Genomic DNA, 18366 nt, shown 5'->3' on the forward strand with positions numbered 1-18366 from the left:
GGGGTTTCCAGATATTCTTTGGCTTCACGCTGGGCTAAACCCTCAGCCCCCTCAATCTCCAGGGCCTTTTGGTAACACTCCTCGGCCATTTTCCTTTCTTTACGGATATCGTGGATCATGCCCAGGCGAACCAGCGCCAAGGCCCTTACTCGAGCATTGTAGGGTGCAGGATCTTTAAGAGCCAGTTGGAAGTAATCCGTGGCCTTTTCATATTCCCCTTGGTCAAAATAGATTTTTCCCAAAAGTTGTTGGTGGCGGGGCCAGAGTTCGCGCCGGTAGGGGGGAATTCCCGAGTTGATCCTGTTGGCAATTTCTCCGGCTATGGATAAGGCTTCTTCCGCCTGGCCGAGGTCCGACAAGACATTAGCCAGGGCAAAGGAAAAATTATAATTATTGGGATATTTTTCTTTTAATTGTTTGGCCAGAGGCAGGGCGCGAGCCGGTTGCTTTTCATAGCTGGAATAAATCGATACCAAATTAGACTGGGCCAAATCCTTCAGCAGATAACCCTTGGCGAAAGCCAGCTCAAATTCTTTAAGGCCTTTTTCACGGTCCCCGGCAGTAATAAATAAAGTGGTGATCCAGCGGGTCACTCCGGAAACCTGGGCCAGGTGGTAATGGAGTACGCCCATCGGGTAATAGACGTCGTAATTTCCCGGGTCTAGTTCCCGAGTCTTCTCCAGATAGTCCCAGACGTTTTGCGCTTCTCGCAAGGCCCGGAAATAATTCTTGCGAATGATCTCCCAGCGGTTTTTGACCATCTTCGCTATGGCCAGGGAAAAGTAAGCCTCGGCATCTTGGGGATCTTTCTCAATCTTTTTCTCTGCCCGGACCTGCGCATCCTCTACGGCTCGCAATAAAAGCGCTTCTTTTTTCTTTTTTTCCTTCTCCTCAAAGCCGGTCTCATAGAAGAAAAGATAAGCCATGGCCAAGTAAGCATACCCCATCGGGTTCTCCCGGTCCAGTTCAATGGCCTTCACCAGCTCGGCCATTGCCGCTTTTTCGTCTAAATGAAGACCCTTTTCTATCCCCCGCTGGAGAAATGTTTTAATTTGCTCCCTTGAAGATTCGGCCGCTAAGTGGCCGGGGGGATGGCAAAAAGAGATGAAAACAAATAGAGAAAAGATGAAAAATCCTATAAGAGAAACTCGTCGCATTCGTCCTCTAACCTCTTTTTCTCTTTCTGATTAAAAAGAAGGAGATGACCAGAGAAATGGAAATGGAAGAAAGGCATAGGCCAAAGGCATGTTGGTAAGCTTCGAAGGGGAAAACACCTCCGCTTTTGCCTACCCGATCCATCAAATAACCGGTAAGTGGTTGGAGGGTAGCCACCCCCAGGAAGGGAGCCGGATTGAGTAAGCCCATGGCTGTGCCCAACTTCTCCGGAGGAGATTCTTCGCGGACGATCGACCAGACCAAAGAGAGTGTTCCGGCTAAAGTCATCCCCATAATGAAGAAGATAAAGCCAAGAGAAATCGACCCCAGGGATGGCCCCAGGAAGACAAGGCAGGACCAATTAATAACCTGAACCGTAATCATAACGGAGAGGAAGGGACGTTTGGCACTGCCGAAAGTTTTGTCGGTCAGGTATCCTAAAACCGGCCCGCCCAGGATGACTCCGAAAGCAAGGAGCATAATAAGATTGCCGGCCTGAAGTTTTTCATAACCAAAAACATCCATCAAAAAGGGATAACCCCATAACCCCTGAAAGGTACTGAAGGGACCACCGTAAGTAAAAAAAAGAGCACCCATTATCCAGAAGAAGGGAGTTTTCAATAAGTCGACAAATCCTTGTTTTACCGGCGATCCATTCTTTTTCCCTTCCTCTGATTCGGGGGCGAAACCTGGAGGAACATTCTGGATGTAAGTCCAGGAGAGGACGGCTAAGAGAAGAGAAAGAGCAGCAATAAAAAAGTAAGAAGTTCGCCAGCCGACTTGCTGAATGAACCAGGCATAGGGGGTAGAAGCCACAATTGCCCCCATATTGCCCACCGCCAGGAGAAGCGTGTTCATTTGGGCAAAAGCTCTCGGTCCGAACCAGGGGAGAAGCACTTTCAAGGCCGGAACAAAAACTCCTGCAGCTCCAAAGCCGATCAAGGCCCGGGCGAAGGACGCCCAAAGAAGATTCGGGGCGAATCCGAAAAAGAAAGCCCCCAAGAATCCGATAAAGGTAGAAAAAGTAATTACTTTCCGGGCGCCGAACCGATCCGTAAGGATTCCGACAACTGGCTGGCTTAAGGCATAGGGATAAAAATAAGCGGAGGACATGCCCCCCAGGCTTGTGGCCGTGGCGTCGAAGGCTTCCGTTAAATACGGGGCCAGGACCGCGGTGGAAACGCGATGAAAATAAGCGAAAAAATAGACCGCATTGAGGATGATCAGGATGAGCCAGCGCTGGGGCAAAGTGTACAAAGGGGTGCCTAATGAGTGTGAGTGTCAGTGTGAGTGTGAGTGTCAGTGGTTAGGTTTTTTCAAGACACTATTTTCACAGTTTCTTTTTCAATATTTCATTGACCATTTGCGGATTGGCCTTTCCTTGAGTGGCTTTCATCACTTGGCCGACAAAAAAACCGAAGAGTTTTTCTTTGCCCTTGCGGTAGGCCTCAACTTCTTTGGAGTTCGTAACAAGAACCTGTTCGACAATTTTTTCTAATTCCGCCGCATCCGAAACCTGAACCCAACCTTCGGCAAGAACGATCTCCTCGGCTCGTTTCCCGCTGCGGTACATTTCTTCAAAGACACTTTTGGCGATTTTGCCGCTGATGGTTCCCTCTGCGATGAGTTTGAGCAACTCGGACAGATGGAGGGCGGGAACCGGGCATTCTTCAATTTCCCGTTCATCCTTCTTGAGCTCCCGGAGAAGTTCGGACATGATCCAATTGCTCACGATCTTGGGCTTGGGGTAGTGACGCAAACAGACTTCGTAATAGTTCGCCAAGGGTTTGGAGGTCGTAAGAACTTCGGCGTCATACTCCGGGATTCCGTATTCCCGTATGAAGCGCTCTTTTTTAGACTCCGGAAGCTCGGGTAGGCTGGCCCGGATTTCCTCGATCCATTGGGAATCAATGACCAAGGGAACCAAATCCGGGTCGGGGAAATACCGATAATCATGCGCTTCTTCTTTACTCCGCATGGAGGAAGTGACTCCTCTAGCCGTGTCCCACAAGCGTGTTTCCTGGACAATCTTTTCCCCTTGATCCAGAAGGGCGGTTTGCCGGCGAATCTCAAAGTCCAGAGCCCGCTGGACATTGCGGAAGGAGTTCATGTTTTTAAGTTCTGTTTTGACTCCCAAAGCCTCTCTTCCCTTCGGGCGCAAGGAAATGTTGGCGTCGCAGCGAAAACTGCCTTCTTCCATATTTCCGTCGCAGATATCCAGGAACATCAGAATGGCCCGCAGTTTTCGCAGGTAGGAGGCCGCCTCTTCGGGAGTGCGGATATCCGGAGCGCTGACGATTTCAATAAGGGGCACCCCTGTACGGTTGAAGTCCACATAGCTGCGGGCTCCGGATTCCGTGGAGAGATCATGCAAGAGCTTTCCGGCGTCTTCTTCCATATGGATGCGGATAATGCCGATGCGCTTTTTTTGGCTATCGATTTGGATATCGATATAGCCAGCCACAGTCAGAGGAAGTTCATACTGGGAGATTTGATACCCTTTCGGCAGATCCGGATAAAAATAATTTTTCCTGGCAAACAAACTATAAGAGGCGATCCGGCAATGCGTAGCCAAAGCCGCCCGCAAGGTGTACTCCACAACTTTTTTATTCAGAACCGGCAGACTACCCGGGGAACCCGTACAAACAGGGCAGGTGAGGGTATTGGGCTCTTCCCCGAATCGGGTCGAGCAGCTGCAGAATATTTTGCTTTGGGTCAGAAGCTGGGCATGTACCTCTAAGCCGATGACAGGTTCATATTCCATGTTCCACTCCGTTTATAACGCTGGTTGGCGCAGATGGTATTCGGTATTCTGTTCGTAGACATAGGCCGCTCGCAGCATCTTTTCTTCCTGGAAATGATTGGCCAGGATTTGCAAACCGATGGGCAGCCCTTGCTTACTGAATCCGCTGGGAAGAGAAAGCCCTGGCAATCCGGCCAGGTTGCAGGGGATGGTAAAGATGTCAGAAAGATACATCTGCAAAGGATCATCCACTTTTTCCCCCAACTTGAAGGCCGGCGTTGGAGCTGTCGGCGTTAAAAGCACATCACAATGGGCAAAGGTTTTTTCAAAATCCTGCCGGACCAGGGTCCGGACCTGAGCGGCTTTGCGATAATACGCCTCGTAATATCCGGCGGAAAGGGCATAGGTGCCGAGCATGATGCGCCGCTTGACTTCCGCTCCGAATCCCTGTGAACGGGTTTCTTTGTACATCTCCATAAGATCGAAGCTTCCCTTGGCCCGAAACCCGTATTTTACCCCGTCATACCGGGCCAGATTGGAGCTGGCTTCAGCCGGGGCAATGATGTAATAAACGGCCAGGGCATATTCACTGTGGGGAAGAGATACTTCCACAGTTTTGGCCCCCAATTTTTCCAGGTTGCGGACGGCTTCTCGAAAAGCCGATTCCACTTCCGGGTCAAGGCCTTCCCGGAAACATTCTTTTGGTATTCCCAGAATCATTCCCCGGACATTATCGACCAAGGATTGCGTGAAGTCGGGAACGGGCACATTCACAGATGTTGAATCACGGAAATCATGACCGCAAATGGCCTGAAGTAAAAGGGCAGCGTCCCGCACATCTTTGCTGAAAGGGCCAATTTGATCAAGAGAAGAAGCAAAAGCTACCAGGCCATAACGGGAGACCCGACCATAGGTCGGCTTGATGCCTACGACTCCGCAGCAGGATGCCGGCTGGCGGATCGAACCGCCGGTATCCGATCCGAGGGAGGCGATACATTCACCGGCAGCCACTGCGGCAGCTGCCCCTCCGCTGGAGCCTCCTGGGATTCTCTCCAGATCCCAGGGGTTACGGGTCGGGCCAAAAAAGGAGTTTTCGGTGGAGGAGCCCATGGCAAACTCATCCATGTTGGCCTTGCCGACCAAAACCGCTCCTGCCGCCTTCAACTTTTCAATGACCGTGGCATCGTAGGGCGGAATATAATTTTCTAAAATATGCGACCCACAGGTCGTCCGCACCCCCTGAGTGCAAATCAGATCCTTGATGGCTAAGGGAATTCCCGTAAGAGGGGTGGTTTCTCCGTTTTGGATGCGGGCATCGGCCAGGGCCGCTTGCTGCCTGGCTACGTCCGGGGTCAAAGTGATGAAAGCATGGATGCGATCTTCCACCTTGGCAATGCGCTTCAGAACGGACTCGGTGATTTCGCGGGAAGTTACTTCCTTGCGCATGAGCATTTCATGAAGCTGGTAAGCAGTCAGTTGGCATAATTCCATTTCAGTCCCTATGAAATCATTTTAATTCGGACACAGATTTGCACGGATATACGCAGCTATTTTCTAATGGTTGATTTTTTTCTCTCCATAAAAAATCCTGTAAATCTGGGTGAATCGGTGTCCCAAAAAATAAAATATTCTTGGCTATTCAATGATTTTAGGAACGCGAAAGAATCCGCGATCCCGGTCTGGAGCGTTGCTTAAGGAGAGATCTTGGGATATTGAAGGGGCGACAGAATCTTCTCGGAAGACGTTCTTTCCGGCTACGGCATGGAAAGTCGGTTCGACGTTGGTCGTATCCACTTTTCCTAACTGTTCCATGTAATCCAGAATGCTGTTCAACTGGGTGGTAAAGAGTTCTTCTTCTTGGGCATTAAATTTTAAACGGGCCAGGTAAGCAATGTGTTCCACTTCTTCTTTCGTGATTTTCATTCCCGACTCCCCATTAAGGTATGCCTTTTTTTAAAATCATAACACAGGCGCCTTCCCTTTTCAAGTTCGGCCGCCCCTTTTCACTTCCGATCCTTGTCCCTTTAAACCCTTGAACCATTTAGCACCATCCAGATATCCTTCTTGCCACAGGGAATAGGTAAAGAGGAGACCAACATTTTTTAAAAAACGGCAGAGAAACACATTTTAGCCTTGACAGGTAGGAAATCGCTTCATTATATTCATAATCATCAAAGATTGGGGCGGAGATGGGAAGAAAGGGCATGCCAATATCCCCCATCCGGTTAGGAGTTCATGTTTCGATCTCTGGGGGGATTGAAAAAGCCGTCTCCCGGGCACGGGAATTGGGCTGCTCGGCCATGCAGATTTTTTCCCGGAATCCTCGCGGGTGGAAGGTCTTACCGCTTCCCCCCCAGTCTATTGCGGCTTTTCAGGAGGCCATCACCCCCAAGGATATCGATCCGATTGTGGTGCATACTCCTTACTTGCTTAACTTGGCAACACCGGATGAGCACCTATATCAACGCTCCATTGCCGGTTTGGCCCTGGATATCACAAGAGCGGCTCAAATCGGTGCCCGGTACGTGGTCACCCATCTGGGCAGTGCTAAGGAAAGAAGTAAGGCCTTCGGGCAGGAGCGAGTGGTAAAAGCTTTGCAAGTCGTATTGCGCCAAGAAGCTCCGGTCACTTTGTTGCTGGAAAACAGTGCTGGGGCGGGAAAGGGAATTGGAGCATACTTAGAGGAGCTCCAAAAAATTATCGCCGGCGTGGAAATAAACAAAAAACTGGGAGTCTGCTTCGATTCTTGTCACGGCTTTGCGGCTGGATATGATTTTCGCACCCCGGATAAAGCCAATTTTTTGGCGGAAGAAGTCAACCGAACCATCGGGCGGGAACGGCTGTCTCTTCTTCATTTGAATGATTGTGGGGGAGAGTTGGGTTCGCACTCGGACCGCCACGAACATATCGGCGAAGGAAAGATTGGATTTTCAGGTTTCAGGAATTTGCTCGGACATCCTTCCTTCCAAGGGTTACCGATGATTCTGGAAACCCCCAAAGAAAACCCAAGGGACGATTTTAAGAATCTCTCTCGGATTCGGAGAATATGCCAAAAAATTAGCCCCAATTTATCATGGGGAAAAAGGGAACGCGGCGATGAATGATAAAAAGTCCGACGCCCATGAGGAAGTGTTAAGTGCGGTAATGAGTTCGAATTTATTTACCCAGCTGGCCGAAGCCTATCGACTGCAGGGGCGTTACGAAGAGGCCATCGATACCTGCCGGAAGGGTTTAGAAAAAATGCCGGATGCCCTCCGCGGCCGCTTGATTCTGGGAAAGTGTTATTTAGAGAAAGGGATGATTGCCGAAGCGAAACAAGCATTAGAAAAAGTTGCCGAGGGCATCGAGGAATGTCTCTCCGTTTATAAGCTGCTGAGGCAGGTCTATCTCCAGGAGAAAAACGTAGACCAAGCCTTAGAGGTGCTCAGAAAAGCCTTATATTTTCCGCCTGAAGAGGAAAGGCCGAAAAAAGGGTTAACCCCGCTGGAAATGGATTTGCTGCAGCAGAAAACAAAACTGAGATCGATTCCAGCAGGACCGGATATCCAGGAAGATCCCGCTGCGCATGGAAAAACTCTCCAAGACAATCAAGAGAAACAAGTGATTCAGACCGATACGCTGGCGGAAATTTACCTCAAGCAAGGTCACCTGGAAAAAGCCCTTTCCATCTATCAAGAAATCCTTACGCGCGAACCTGGAAACACCGATGTTCAGAAAAAATATGAAACCCTGCAGGAGCGACTGGAAGCCCAACGAAAAGCGGCTTCGTATCAGAGGACGATGCACAAACTGGAGCGCTGGTTAGCCGTGGTGGCTCCGAGAGACGAACCCCTCTCCCCCTAAAAAGAATTATGGTCGAACCGCTTTTAGAAAAAATTATCAGGCGATCAAAGGTTGATGCCATTCTTTTTCTCAGTTTGGAAAATATCGGCTACCTCTGCGGTTTTACAGGAAGCGATGGGGCTTTGATCGTTACAGGCCAAGAGCGTACCTTCCTTACCGATTCAAGGTACGAAGAGCAGGCGCGCGGAGAGATTCAGAACGCTGCCGTTAAAAAATATCGGCATAAAATCGAAGGATTAACCCAATTCTTGAGGGCTTTGCGCATTAAACGTTTGGGTTTTGAGTCCAACGCCATGACGTATGAAGACTACAGAAAATTGCAGGAAAAATTAGCCCGTGTATCCTTCATTCCTTTAGCCCAGGAGATTACCAAGCTGAGAGTACGCAAAGGGCCCGAAGAACTGGAAAAAATTCGCCGGGCCATCCATATCGCTTCCGTTAGTTTTACCGACACATTATCCAGGATACGGACTGGCGCGAGAGAAAAGTCGGTGGCCGATTTTTTAGAATGCCGGATGAAACGCTGGGGGGGCGATAAAATGGCCTTCGACACGATCGTGGCTTCAGGTCCGCGAGCAGCACTTCCCCACGGAGCAGCTTCTGCCAAACGTTTGCAAAAGAGAGATACCGTGGTCATAGATTTTGGTACCCGCTATCGGGGTTATCACTCCGATGAAACCAAGACTTTGATCTTGGGACAACCGGATGCAGAAAAGCGGAAAGTTTATGAAATCGTCCGGCGGGCCCAAGAGAAAGCTCTTAAAACCATCCGTCCGGGAGTAAGTTTCCGGCAGATCGACGCGGCAGCCCGCGAGGTCATTTCCCGCGCAGGGTACGGCAAGTTTTTTGGACACGGAACAGGCCATGGCGTCGGGCTGGCCATTCATGAAGCCCCCAGCATCTCCCCCCAAGGCCGAGGGGTTGCGGAAGAAGGGATGGTTTTCACGGTCGAACCGGGAATTTACATCCCCGGTTGGGGGGGAGTTCGTTTGGAAGATATGGTTTGGGTCACCGGCCGGGGATGCGAAAAGTTAACGGTCCTATCAAAGGATCTCGAAGAAAATATCCTGGCCCGCTAAATTTCCGGAAGGTGCATTCCATTTTCACCGCGGAGAACGCCCCCGTGACCTCTGCGACCTCTGTGGTATAACAAATAAATTTTTAGGAGTAGGTTTTATGTATTCGACGACAGATTTTCGCAAAGGCCTGAAGGTCGAAATCGGGGGAGAACCCTTTGTCATCGTCGATTTCCAGCACGTCAAGCCAGGAAAAGGAGGGGCTTTTGTGCGGACGCGCCTGAAAAGCCTGGTGAGCGGAAATGTCATCGACCAGACATTTCGGTCCGGTGATCGGGTAGATAAACCTGACTTAGAAGAGCGAGAAATGCAGTTTCTTTACGAGACCGGTGGGGAATTCCATTTCATGGAAACTCAAACCTTCGAGCAGCTCTTCCTCACGGCTGACCAGCTAGGAGGCAGTAAAGACTTCCTTAAAGAAAACATCGTGATCAAAGCCCTTTTTCATAACAAACGCCCGATCGGCATTGAGGTACCCATGTTTGTGGAATTAAAGATAGTCAAATCGGAGCCTGGAATCCGCGGGGATACGGCCACCGGGGTAACCAAGCCTGCCACTCTGGAATCGGGAGCGGTTATTCAAGTCCCCCTCTTTGTGGAAGAAGGAGATGTGGTGCGGATTGATACCCGCACCCGGGAATATATCACCCGAGTGAAATAAATGGTATCAATTTAGCGTTTGGAAAAGGACTGCAAAATTTCATTGAAAAATGAAAGTTGATGGCTTCGTAAAAAGTCCTTTTTACCCCATTTTCGTCATTCCCGCGAAAGCGGGAATCCAGTTAGTTCAAGCAGTTCTGTCCGCCTGAGGCGGACTGCTTTCGCAGGAGTGACGGCTTTTTTGACTTTTTACGAGATCACCAAAGTTGCCAAATGAAAAATGTAAATTTCAGGGGAAAATGCCCGTCATTTTTTCAAAGGGTTAAACTTTTGCGAAGGATCGTATATTGCCTGCAAAGCATCCGGACAGGATACAGGTAAGAAAGGAGAGTCCTTATGGAATATCCAGAAGATCTCTACTACTCTCAAGAACATAACTGGGTAAGGCTAACAGGAAATCGCGGGACGGTTGGCATTACCGATTTTGCCCAGCAAGAAATGGGAGAAATTCTTTACACGGAACTTCCGGATGAGGGTTTGCAGATCGAGCAAGGTGATATTTTCGGGACCTTGGAATCCTCCAAAACTGTAGCGGAGCTGTTCAGCCCGGTCAGCGGAGAGGTCATTTCCATCAATAAAGATCTGGAAGAAGAACCTTCTCTGGTCAATGACGACCCCTATGGGAAAGGTTGGTTAATGGTGTTAGAACTCGATGACCCTTCAGAGTTGCAGGAATTATTTAGCGCTGTCGAATATGAAGATTTTTTGGAAAAACAAGAAGAGAACTCGAAGAAAAAAAAGAAATAAAAAGATGGCCATCGCCAAGAATAGGGGCGAAGGCTAAAGCGCGGTGCTCGTTTAAGCTGGTTGACGGAGTCCGAATGAATTTCTTGACAAAACACCCGAAGGTTGTTAGAAACTGGATAGGAAAGAAAATTCTTATTTTTAATTTTGGAAGTCGAAGTTCGCTTTCGTAACTTTAAGTATTGATATCGAATCGGAGGTTGGAATGGAACTGATTCAAAGAGCCCTGAAAAAAGGGCAGAAGTCGCTTTCCGAATACGACTCCAAGCGCCTGCTCCGCACCTACGGATTCCCGGTCGTACGGGAAAAATTGGTTACCAGCCGGTCCGGGGCTGTTAAGGCGGCAAAGGAGATTGGCTTGCCTGTAGTCCTCAAAGGCTGTTCTCCGGAGATCGCTCACAAAACCGAAAAGAAATTGATCGAGGTAGATTTGCGGAACTTCAAGGAGGTGGAACGGGCCTACGATGCCATCGTGAGCCGTGTGGGAGACACTTCTTTGGACGGGATTTTGGTGCAAGAGATGGTCAAGGGCTCCCGGGAATTGGTGATCGGCATGATCCGGGACGCTCAATTTGGCCCCTGTGTGATGTTTGGCTTAGGGGGAATTTTCACCGAAGTCCTCAAAGACGTCTCTTTCCGCATTGCCCCGTTAGAGAAGCGAGACGCCATAGAGATGGCCCAGGAAATCAAAGGAGCTTCCGTATTGGGACCGTTTCGCGGCATGCCCCCTGTGGATATGGATCTCCTGGTTTCGATGTTGATCAATGCCGGCAGGTTGGGCTTGGAACTCGAAGCCGTGAAGGAAGTGGATGTGAATCCGCTGATTATTTCTGGGAATCAACCGATTGCGGTTGACGCGCTGGTCGTGCTCCAAGAAAAAGAGAAGTCCTAAGAAAGGTGGAGAAGATGACCAGTATAGCGGAGTTAGTGAGCGGGGCCCTCTCCGGCTCTGTCCGGGCCTTGGCCAAGCTGATCACCCTGGTGGAAAACGAGATGCCCGGTGCAGTGGAAGCTTTGCAACAGTTATATCCCAGGACCGGCCATGCTTATATTGTGGGGATTACCGGCCCTCCGGGATCGGGGAAGAGCACGTTGACCGATAAGATCACCAAAGAACTGCGGAAAAAGGGTTATACCGTAGGAATCGTAGCCGTAGACCCCACGAGTCCTTTCACCGGGGGAGCTCTTTTGGGAGATCGGTTGCGCATGCAAGACATCACCAATGATGAAGGGGTCTTTGTCCGCTCGATGGCCACGCGGGGAACACTGGGAGGGCTTTCCAGGGCAACCGCCGATACCGTCAAAATCCTCGATGCCTTCGGAAAAGATTTTATCCTCATCGAGACCGTGGGGGTGGGGCAGGATGAAGTAGATATTGCCAAGACGGCAGACACCACCCTGCTCATTTCCGTACCCGGGCTTGGAGACGAGATTCAAGCTTTGAAAGCCGGGATCATGGAGATCGGAGATATTTTTGTGGTCAACAAATCCGACCGGGAGGGAGCAGATCGGTTAGTCACCGAATTGAGCCTGATGTTGAACTTAAACCCAGCGATGGGCCCCTGGAGGCCTCCGATTGTTAAAATCGTAGCCACCTTAGGTGAAGGAATACTGGATCTTACCGAAAAGATTTGGAAACATCGGCAATTTCTCCAAGAGGGCAGCGGGCTGTTAAGAAAAAGGAACGAACGGGCTAAGCAGGAAATTCTGAACCTAATTGAGGGGGAAGTCTCCAAATACATTCATAAAATGCTCAAGTACGATGTGACCTTCGACGAGGTAATCGAACAGGTGGTAGCCCGCAAAAAAGACCCCTATTCCTACGCCCAAAAGGTCACGGAACCGTTTGCCAGGTATTACCAGATTTATCAGGCGGACAAGCCTAAAAATTAAGCGCGACTCTCGTCAACCGGACAGAAGAGAATCAATCTTTGATTTTTCCTAACAACTCATTGGCGATCACTTCTTTCATGATTTCATCCGTGCCGCCGCCGATTCGACTCAGGCGAATGTCCCGCCAATACCTCTGAATCGGGTACTCCATCATGTAGCCATAGCCGCCATGGATTTGCAGGGCAGCATCGGCCACCCGATTGGCAATTTGCGCAGCAAAGAGTTTGGCCATGGAGATTTCCTTGACCGGATATTCTCCGTTTTGAAAAAGCCAGGCGCAGTAATAGGTTAGATGTCTAGCCGCTTCCATCTCCGTAGCCATGTCAGCCAAGCGATGGCGGGTAACCTGAAAATGGGCCAGGGGTTTGCCAAATTGAACTCTTTCCTTAGAGTATTTCAAGGCCAATTCAAAGGCCATCTGGGCCCGGGCCACCGCATTGGCTGCGGCCATGATTCTTTCTCCTTGTAGTTCCCACATGATGTGGTAGAAACCTTTGCCTTCTTCCCCCAAGAGAGCATCCGCCGGCAGCCGGCAGTCCTCAAAGAGAAGCTCCGCGGTGTCGGAGGAACGCATGCCGAGTTTATCTAATTTGCGGGTAACCGTAAATCCAGGAGTCCCTTTGTCCACCAGGAACAGGGAGAACCCCTTATAACCTTTCTTCTCGCCGGTTCTGGCTACGAGGGTGATGAAGTCTGCCCGGACGCCATTGGTGATAAAAATCTTCCGGCCGTTGATGACCCAATGGTCGCCGTCTCTTTTGGCCGTGGTCTGAATCGAAGCTACGTCCGACCCGGCGTTGGGTTCGGTAATGCCGAGGGAGGCAATCTTCTTGCCTTGGTTGGCCGGAAGGAGATATTTTGTCTTCTGTTCTTCGGTGCCGAACTTGAAAATTGGAGGGGTGGCCATCTCGCTCTGGACCGCCACAGCCATGCCGATGGAACCTATGCCACAGCGGCCAAGCTCTTCGGCCAAAATGACAGAAAAAAGGAAATCGCCATTCTGCCCCCCGTACTCTTCCGGGTAACGCAGGCCCAGAAAACCCAACTCGCCCATACGAGTGAAAACGCTGTTGGGAAATTCTTCAGCTTCCTCCCACTCTTCGGCATGGGGGGCTAACTCCTTGTCCACAAATTTGCGCACCGCATCCCGGAATAATTCATGCTCTTCGGAAAACATCGGATGTTTCATGGTTTCCACCCCTTAACATAATGCCTTGGCCTTATTGTGAGAAACGCCCGCGAAGTTCGCGTTTCAGGACTTTGCCACCAAACTTGCTCTTGGGGAGGGACTCGACGAAGGCCACGGAGGTTGGTTTCTTATAGCTCGCCAAATGCTGTTTGCAAAAATGAATGACTTCTTCCGCGGTAAGAGTTTCCCCATCCTTGACGACCACTACGGCTTTGACCGTCTCTCCCCATTTTTCATCCGGGATACCGATAACTACCGCTTCGGCGATTTTGGCATGCCGGGCCAATACTTCTTCGATTTCCTTGGAATATATGTTTAATCCCCCGCTTTTGATCATGTCTTTTTTGCGGTCGACGAAATACAAAAAGCCATCGGCATCATATTTCCCCAAATCTCCTGTGTGCAGCCATCCCCCTCGTAAAGTCTGAGCGGTCTCTTCCGGGTTGCGGAAATATTCCTTCATCACGGTGGGGCCTTTGATGATGATTTCTCCTACCTCCCCAACGGGAAGGTCCTGATCCTGCTCGTCCACGATACGCACTTCCGTGCACATATAGGGCTTTCCCACACTGGCCGGCTCTTGCGGCCGATCTCCCGGTTTGAGAATCGTTACGCCTGGAGAAGCTTCGGTCAAGGCATAGCTGACATAGGTTTGAGCGTTGGGAAAAAGCCGGGTCTCTATGGCCTGTTGCATGGCGGGATGCAGGATGCCCTGGGAAGAAAGGTACATGCGCATGGAACGGGTATCGTACTTTTTTCTGTCAACTTCCCTGAGGAGCTCCCGCCAGATCGTAGGATTACCGGTCATGGCCGTGACCTGTTCGCGTTCGATGATTTCCAAGCATTTCTGGGCATCGAACTCCCGGCTAACGATAAACGTCCCGCCGGCGTACATATAGGCCAAAAACCTGCTCAAAGCGGCGGTGTGGAAGAGAGGCATAGGGTAGTAAATCACGTCATCGGGCGTTGGACTCTGGATCTCGGTAGTCACGTTGATAATATTCCAGAGCAGAGACTTGTGCGTAAGAACCGCCCCTTTGGGAACGCCCGTTGTCCCCCCGGTGAAGAGAATGAACGCCTCCTCCTCTTCTTGCAGTTCTATGGCCCAATCTGATGGAGGAGGTTGAGCGATCAGCTCCTCATAGGATCGGGCAAAGGAGGGCAGGGGGGTACCGATGAAGATCCATTCCTTGACCTCTGGAAGACGAGGGCGAATCTGTTCCACCCGTTCCAGAAAATCTTGATGAAAAACAAACATCTTGCAGCCCGTAAAGCCCGCTTGATGTTGAATTTCTTTATCCAGGCCCCAGGCATTGAGCGGAACCGTTATGGCCCCTATTTTCAGGTGGGCAATGTAGGCTTCCATAAGCTCGATGGAGTTGAGGGAAAGGGTGGCGATGCGATCGCCCTTGCCGAGGCCCAAGTCAATAAGGGCTCTGGCGAAGCGGTTGGAACGTTCATTCAACTCCCGGTAGGTCCGCCGTTCCTCCCCACAAAGAATGGCGGTTTGGTGCGGATATTTCCGGGCATTGCGGACTACAGAATACCCAAGGGTCATTTCCATAACCTTATCTCCCCATGCTTTGTCCGCTCCCCAACAATCTCAATGCCGGTGTTTCGTGGTAGAAGTAGGTCGATTATGGTATTCCGGCAATGTTCCTGGCCAGATTTTTTTTGAACTCCAGGTCGGCCTGACGGCGGATCATGATGCGTTGGGCTTGCGGCGGACCTGCCCCATGCATCGACTCGGTCCGATAGCCTACTGCCGCCGTGCCCAAGGTGATGTTCTCGATCAGGCGCAGAATGCGCATGCGGTGTTCGGTCGGGACCGCGGCCACTCCTTGGAGGTATTTTTGGATATAGGGGCCCGTTCGTTCATGGCGTAAGTCTTTTTCCGAAGGCATGGTCACCATCAATCCTCCCGCAATATCTTCAGCCAGCCTGGCAATCTCATAGGGAAAACGGGTGACGTTTTGTTTACAGACGTTCGCCAAGAGCATGTCAATTTCGTAATTGCCCGCGGCAGTAGGGTGACCTTCGGAAGAGCAAGCCAGGCCACAGGAATAAAGGGTCTCATTCAGGTGAACCATTTCGATGATTTTGTCGGCGATGTGCGAGGCCTTGGCCGTGCCGTTAAAATCGGCAGCCAGAGAAGCGGCCCCGATCAAGACATCGCCGACGCCAACTTTGCATCCTCCGTAACTCTGGCGATGATAGCCGGCAAACCGCTCCACGAGGGCGCCGACGAAATCCGTTTCCCCGCAGAGAAACACCCTTTCCCAGGGTACGAAGACGTTATCGAAAATGGCCAGGACTTCGTGCCCGCCGTATTGATGGTTGCCTACATCAATGGAACTTCCTTCAAGCTTGCGGGTGTCGCAAGATTGCCGGCCGTAGATAAAAAATAGACCCGGCGTGTCCGTGGAAACCGCAAAGGAAACGGCATAATCTTTTTCTTCTTCCCGCAGAGCCATGGTAGGCATCACGATGACCTCGTGCGAATTTACCATACCGGTCTGGTGAGCTTTGGCTCCGCGGACCACGATCCCATCTTTCTTCCTCTCTACCACGCGCAGGTAGAGATCGGGATCCGCCTGCTGGACGGGACGCAGGCTTCGATCTCCTTTCACATCCGTCATGGCCCCATCCACGACTAAATCTTCTTCCTGGATACGTTGCAGGAAATCTTTAAAACGAGAATGGTAGGTTGTCTTATATTTCTTATCCGTTTCAAAGGTGGTGCTATAGAGCGCATTCATGCCGTCCATACCCACACAGCGCTGGAAACAGGAGGCTGTCTTCTGTCCCAACAGGCGTTGCATTTTTACTTTGTTGACCAAATCTTGAGCGCTCTGGTGAATGGCGGTAAAGCGGTTGACAGTTTTGCCGCTCAAATGAGAAGAGGTCGTCATTAGATTCTTATATTCTCCTTCTTGAACCAGCTGAAAGGTCATGACCACAGAATTCAGGGAAGGGCGAATCATGGGGTGGTCAACGGGATCCTTTACCCTTTCCCCTAAAAGATAGACCTCCAAATTCAATTTTCTCAAGCTGGCGATGTACTGTTCAGGGGTTTTCATAATGTTGGCAATCCTCTCTCCCCTTATCCACGCATGAGGGCGCCGCCGGCCACGATCCGGTTGACTTGGTTGGTTCCTTCATAAATCTGCGTGAGCTTGGCGTCGCGCATGTATTTTTCCACGGCATAATCTTTCGTATACCCATATCCGCCGTAAATCTGCACGGCGTCGGTGGTCACGCGCATCGCCACATCCGTGGCATAGAATTTTGCTTGGGCGGCTTCTCGGCTAAAACGTTTTCCCTGGTCAGCCATCGACCCAGCGCACCAAGTGAGGAGGCGGGCGGCATCGACGGCGACCGCCATATCCGCCAGCATAAAATTCAGAGCTTGAAAAGTCCCAATGGGTTTGCCAAATTGCACCCGCTTCTTGGCATACTCCAAGGCCGCCTCGAATGCGGCCCGGGCCAGGCCTACGCCGCAAGTGGCGATGTTCACCCGTCCTTCATCCAGGGTTTCCATGGCTATTTTGAACCCTTCCCCTTCCTTGCCTAAGAGGTTCTCCCGGGGAACGATCACATTTTCCAGATTGACCTCGGCTACGTTCAGAGCTCGTTGCCCCATTTTGTCTTCCACCTTCCCGATGGAGAGACCGGGGGATTCGCGGGGGACGATAAACCCACAGATGCCTTTGGTCCCCCTGGAAGGATCGCTGGTGGCAAAAACGGTATAAAGAGCTGCATAGCTGGAATTGGTGATGAAGCATTTCTGGCCGTTGAGTACATAGTGGTCGCCTTCCAGTTTCCCCCGAGTCTTTACACCTCCGGCATCCGACCCCGCTTCCCTTTCGGTTAGACCAAAAGACGCGGTTTTGCCGGTCTGGTTCAAAGGGAGAAGAAAGCGCCGCTTTTGTTCCTCTGTACCGGCAATGAGGATGGGTCCACAGGCCAGGGAATTAATCCCGATCATTCCGGATATAGCCACGCAGGCCACATTCATTTCTTCGGTAATCAGGGATGAAGTTACCAGCCCTAATCCTTGCCCGCCATATTCCTTCGGGCAGGTGAGATTCATCAAGCCGGCCGCATGAGCTTTTTTAATAATCTCCTCCGGAAAAACCGGTTCTTTATCATACGGTAACGCCACCGGGGCTATTTCCTTCTGCGCAAATTCCCGGGCCAAATTTTGCAATGCTTTTTGTTCCTCGCTCGGAGTAAAGTCGATCATCGGAATATTCCTCCTTGTCTATTAAGAATTTAGGGAAGTCATATGCGTGCCGAAAGGTGGGTTACAATCCCCCAGCACTTTTATTGTTTCCATCTTTTTAGCAAAAATTTTTTGCATTGTCCAGTAAGATTGTAACCGGCCCCGAGTTTACCAGTTCTACTTCCATCCGGGTTTGAAAAATCCCCGTGGCCACTCGAATCCCTTTGCGCTTGGCCTGCTCGACGAAAGAGCCGTATAAGGAATTTGCCAGCTCGGGCGAACTGGCTTCGGTAAAAGAAGGCCGGCGCCCTTGGCGACAATCGGCGTAGAGGGTAAACTGAGATATGATCATCAATTCTCCTCCACAATCCAAGAGGGATAAATTCATCTTTCCTGCCTCATCTTCGAAGATGCGCAAATGAATGATTTTATCCAGAAGGGAGTCGCCTTGGGCAGCGGTATCTCCCTTACCCACCCCGAGGAGGATAAGGAGACCTGGGCCGATTTCACTAATAATTTTTCCTTCGACTCGGACTTGCGCCCGAATTACTCTTTGGATCACCGCCCTCATGTTGATTTTTTCTCCGTTTCTTAGTGGTCAAGGATTCGAAGATTCAAGGGTTCAAGGGTTTCGTGGAAGATCAATTTTCTTAAGAAACCATCAATCTTTTAAATTTGTTTCTTGGGCATCTCTTTTCATTTGGATTCTGGGACCCTGGACTCCCTGAACCCTATGGTTTTGTTCCCCCCAGATCTTTGGAGGTCAACGAGGTCACTTGGCGATATTTTTCGTGGGAAGGATCGTTCATCCAGAGAAGCAGTGGGTCTTTAACCTGGT

17 protein-coding genes are annotated in these 18366 nt (G+C 50.6%); 7 read left to right on the forward strand and 10 right to left on the reverse strand.

From position 1 onward, the window contains the following. The 5 genes from Q7V48_07275 to gatC form a co-directional block, all read right to left on the reverse strand. The coding region (locus Q7V48_07275; protein MDO9210533.1) for a hypothetical protein at nucleotides 1–1157 on the reverse strand (1157 nt) is incomplete at its 3' end. A 7-nt stretch (nucleotides 1158–1164) separates the two neighbouring features. Further along, on the reverse strand, nucleotides 1165–2412 hold the full coding sequence (locus tag Q7V48_07280; protein MDO9210534.1) for an MFS transporter: 1248 nt from the start codon (nucleotides 2410–2412) through the stop codon (nucleotides 1165–1167). 73 nt (nucleotides 2413–2485) lie between these two features. Beyond that, entirely contained in the window at nucleotides 2486–3919 is a 1434-nt protein-coding gene (gene gatB, locus Q7V48_07285) for an Asp-tRNA(Asn)/Glu-tRNA(Gln) amidotransferase subunit GatB (GenBank protein ID MDO9210535.1), read from the reverse strand. A 12-nt stretch (nucleotides 3920–3931) separates the two neighbouring features. Continuing rightward, entirely contained in the window at nucleotides 3932–5389 is a 1458-nt protein-coding gene (gatA, locus tag Q7V48_07290; GenBank protein ID MDO9210536.1) for an Asp-tRNA(Asn)/Glu-tRNA(Gln) amidotransferase subunit GatA, read from the reverse strand. Between the two features lie 144 nt (nucleotides 5390–5533). Next, nucleotides 5534–5821 carry an Asp-tRNA(Asn)/Glu-tRNA(Gln) amidotransferase subunit GatC gene (gatC, locus tag Q7V48_07295; GenBank protein ID MDO9210537.1) on the reverse strand — a complete coding sequence of 96 codons (288 nt, stop codon included), beginning with the start codon at nucleotides 5819–5821 and terminating at the stop codon, nucleotides 5534–5536. A gap of 281 nt (nucleotides 5822–6102) precedes the next feature. On the opposite strand from gatC, the gene Q7V48_07300 reads away from it, so the two are divergent. The 7 genes from Q7V48_07300 (at nucleotide 6103) to meaB (ending at nucleotide 12114) form a co-directional block, all read left to right on the forward strand. Beyond that, nucleotides 6103–7002 carry a deoxyribonuclease IV gene (locus tag Q7V48_07300; GenBank protein MDO9210538.1) on the forward strand — a complete coding sequence of 300 codons (900 nt, stop codon included), beginning with the start codon at nucleotides 6103–6105 and terminating at the stop codon, nucleotides 7000–7002. After that, a complete protein-coding gene (locus Q7V48_07305) occupies nucleotides 6995–7741 on the forward strand; it encodes a tetratricopeptide repeat protein (GenBank protein MDO9210539.1) in 747 nt (248 codons plus the stop codon). The genes Q7V48_07300 and Q7V48_07305 overlap by 8 nt, the downstream gene beginning before the upstream one ends. 8 nt (nucleotides 7742–7749) lie before the next feature. Next, nucleotides 7750–8820, forward strand: coding sequence for an aminopeptidase P family protein (locus Q7V48_07310; protein MDO9210540.1), 1071 nt, complete (start codon nucleotides 7750–7752; stop codon nucleotides 8818–8820). A gap of 97 nt (nucleotides 8821–8917) precedes the next feature. Further along, a complete protein-coding gene (gene efp / locus Q7V48_07315; GenBank protein MDO9210541.1) occupies nucleotides 8918–9478 on the forward strand; it encodes an elongation factor P in 561 nt (186 codons plus the stop codon). 335 nt (nucleotides 9479–9813) lie between these two features. Further along, entirely contained in the window at nucleotides 9814–10224 is a 411-nt protein-coding gene (gcvH, locus tag Q7V48_07320) for a glycine cleavage system protein GcvH (GenBank protein MDO9210542.1), read from the forward strand. Between the two features lie 202 nt (nucleotides 10225–10426). Then, nucleotides 10427–11113, forward strand: a complete 687-nt coding sequence (locus tag Q7V48_07325; protein MDO9210543.1) for an acetate--CoA ligase family protein — start codon at nucleotides 10427–10429, stop codon at nucleotides 11111–11113. A 14-nt stretch (nucleotides 11114–11127) separates the two neighbouring features. Further along, nucleotides 11128–12114 carry a methylmalonyl Co-A mutase-associated GTPase MeaB gene (gene meaB, locus Q7V48_07330; GenBank protein ID MDO9210544.1) on the forward strand — a complete coding sequence of 329 codons (987 nt, stop codon included), beginning with the start codon at nucleotides 11128–11130 and terminating at the stop codon, nucleotides 12112–12114. A gap of 31 nt (nucleotides 12115–12145) precedes the next feature. Here the strand turns inward: meaB and Q7V48_07335 are convergent, their stop codons facing one another. The 5 genes from Q7V48_07335 to dtd form a co-directional block, all read right to left on the reverse strand. After that, complete coding sequence (locus tag Q7V48_07335) at nucleotides 12146–13303, reverse strand: acyl-CoA dehydrogenase family protein (GenBank protein MDO9210545.1); 1158 nt, start codon at nucleotides 13301–13303, stop codon at nucleotides 12146–12148. 31 nt (nucleotides 13304–13334) lie between these two features. Beyond that, nucleotides 13335–14867 carry a long-chain-fatty-acid--CoA ligase gene (locus tag Q7V48_07340; protein ID MDO9210546.1) on the reverse strand — a complete coding sequence of 511 codons (1533 nt, stop codon included), beginning with the start codon at nucleotides 14865–14867 and terminating at the stop codon, nucleotides 13335–13337. A 73-nt stretch (nucleotides 14868–14940) separates the two neighbouring features. Next, entirely contained in the window at nucleotides 14941–16383 is a 1443-nt protein-coding gene (locus Q7V48_07345; GenBank protein ID MDO9210547.1) for a 4-hydroxyphenylacetate 3-hydroxylase family protein, read from the reverse strand. Nucleotides 16384–16406: 23 nt separating this feature from the next. After that, on the reverse strand, nucleotides 16407–17549 hold the full coding sequence (locus Q7V48_07350; GenBank protein MDO9210548.1) for an acyl-CoA dehydrogenase family protein: 1143 nt from the start codon (nucleotides 17547–17549) through the stop codon (nucleotides 16407–16409). Between the two features lie 97 nt (nucleotides 17550–17646). Beyond that, on the reverse strand, nucleotides 17647–18099 hold the full coding sequence (dtd, locus tag Q7V48_07355) for a D-aminoacyl-tRNA deacylase (GenBank protein ID MDO9210549.1): 453 nt from the start codon (nucleotides 18097–18099) through the stop codon (nucleotides 17647–17649). Nucleotides 18100–18366 lie beyond the last annotated feature (267 nt).

Source organism: Deltaproteobacteria bacterium (genome assembly GCA_030654105.1).
Classification (GTDB): domain Bacteria; phylum Desulfobacterota; class SM23-61; order SM23-61; family SM23-61; genus JAHJQK01.

Coding starts and splice junctions, on each gene's coding strand:
- gatB (MDO9210535.1), bottom strand. CDS start 3,919: ATGGAATATGAACCTGTCATCGGCTTAGAGGTACATGCCCAGCTTCTG.
- gatA (MDO9210536.1), bottom strand. CDS start 5,389: ATGGAATTATGCCAACTGACTGCTTACCAGCTTCATGAAATGCTCATG.
- gatC (MDO9210537.1), bottom strand. CDS start 5,821: ATGAAAATCACGAAAGAAGAAGTGGAACACATTGCTTACCTGGCCCGT.
- Q7V48_07300 (MDO9210538.1), top strand. CDS start 6,103: ATGCCAATATCCCCCATCCGGTTAGGAGTTCATGTTTCGATCTCTGGG.
- Q7V48_07305 (MDO9210539.1), top strand. CDS start 6,995: ATGAATGATAAAAAGTCCGACGCCCATGAGGAAGTGTTAAGTGCGGTA.
- Q7V48_07310 (MDO9210540.1), top strand. CDS start 7,750: ATGGTCGAACCGCTTTTAGAAAAAATTATCAGGCGATCAAAGGTTGAT.
- efp (MDO9210541.1), top strand. CDS start 8,918: ATGTATTCGACGACAGATTTTCGCAAAGGCCTGAAGGTCGAAATCGGG.
- gcvH (MDO9210542.1), top strand. CDS start 9,814: ATGGAATATCCAGAAGATCTCTACTACTCTCAAGAACATAACTGGGTA.
- Q7V48_07325 (MDO9210543.1), top strand. CDS start 10,427: ATGGAACTGATTCAAAGAGCCCTGAAAAAAGGGCAGAAGTCGCTTTCC.
- meaB (MDO9210544.1), top strand. CDS start 11,128: ATGACCAGTATAGCGGAGTTAGTGAGCGGGGCCCTCTCCGGCTCTGTC.
- Q7V48_07335 (MDO9210545.1), bottom strand. CDS start 13,303: ATGAAACATCCGATGTTTTCCGAAGAGCATGAATTATTCCGGGATGCG.
- Q7V48_07340 (MDO9210546.1), bottom strand. CDS start 14,867: ATGGAAATGACCCTTGGGTATTCTGTAGTCCGCAATGCCCGGAAATAT.
- Q7V48_07345 (MDO9210547.1), bottom strand. CDS start 16,383: ATGAAAACCCCTGAACAGTACATCGCCAGCTTGAGAAAATTGAATTTG.
- Q7V48_07350 (MDO9210548.1), bottom strand. CDS start 17,549: ATGATCGACTTTACTCCGAGCGAGGAACAAAAAGCATTGCAAAATTTG.
- dtd (MDO9210549.1), bottom strand. CDS start 18,099: ATGAGGGCGGTGATCCAAAGAGTAATTCGGGCGCAAGTCCGAGTCGAA.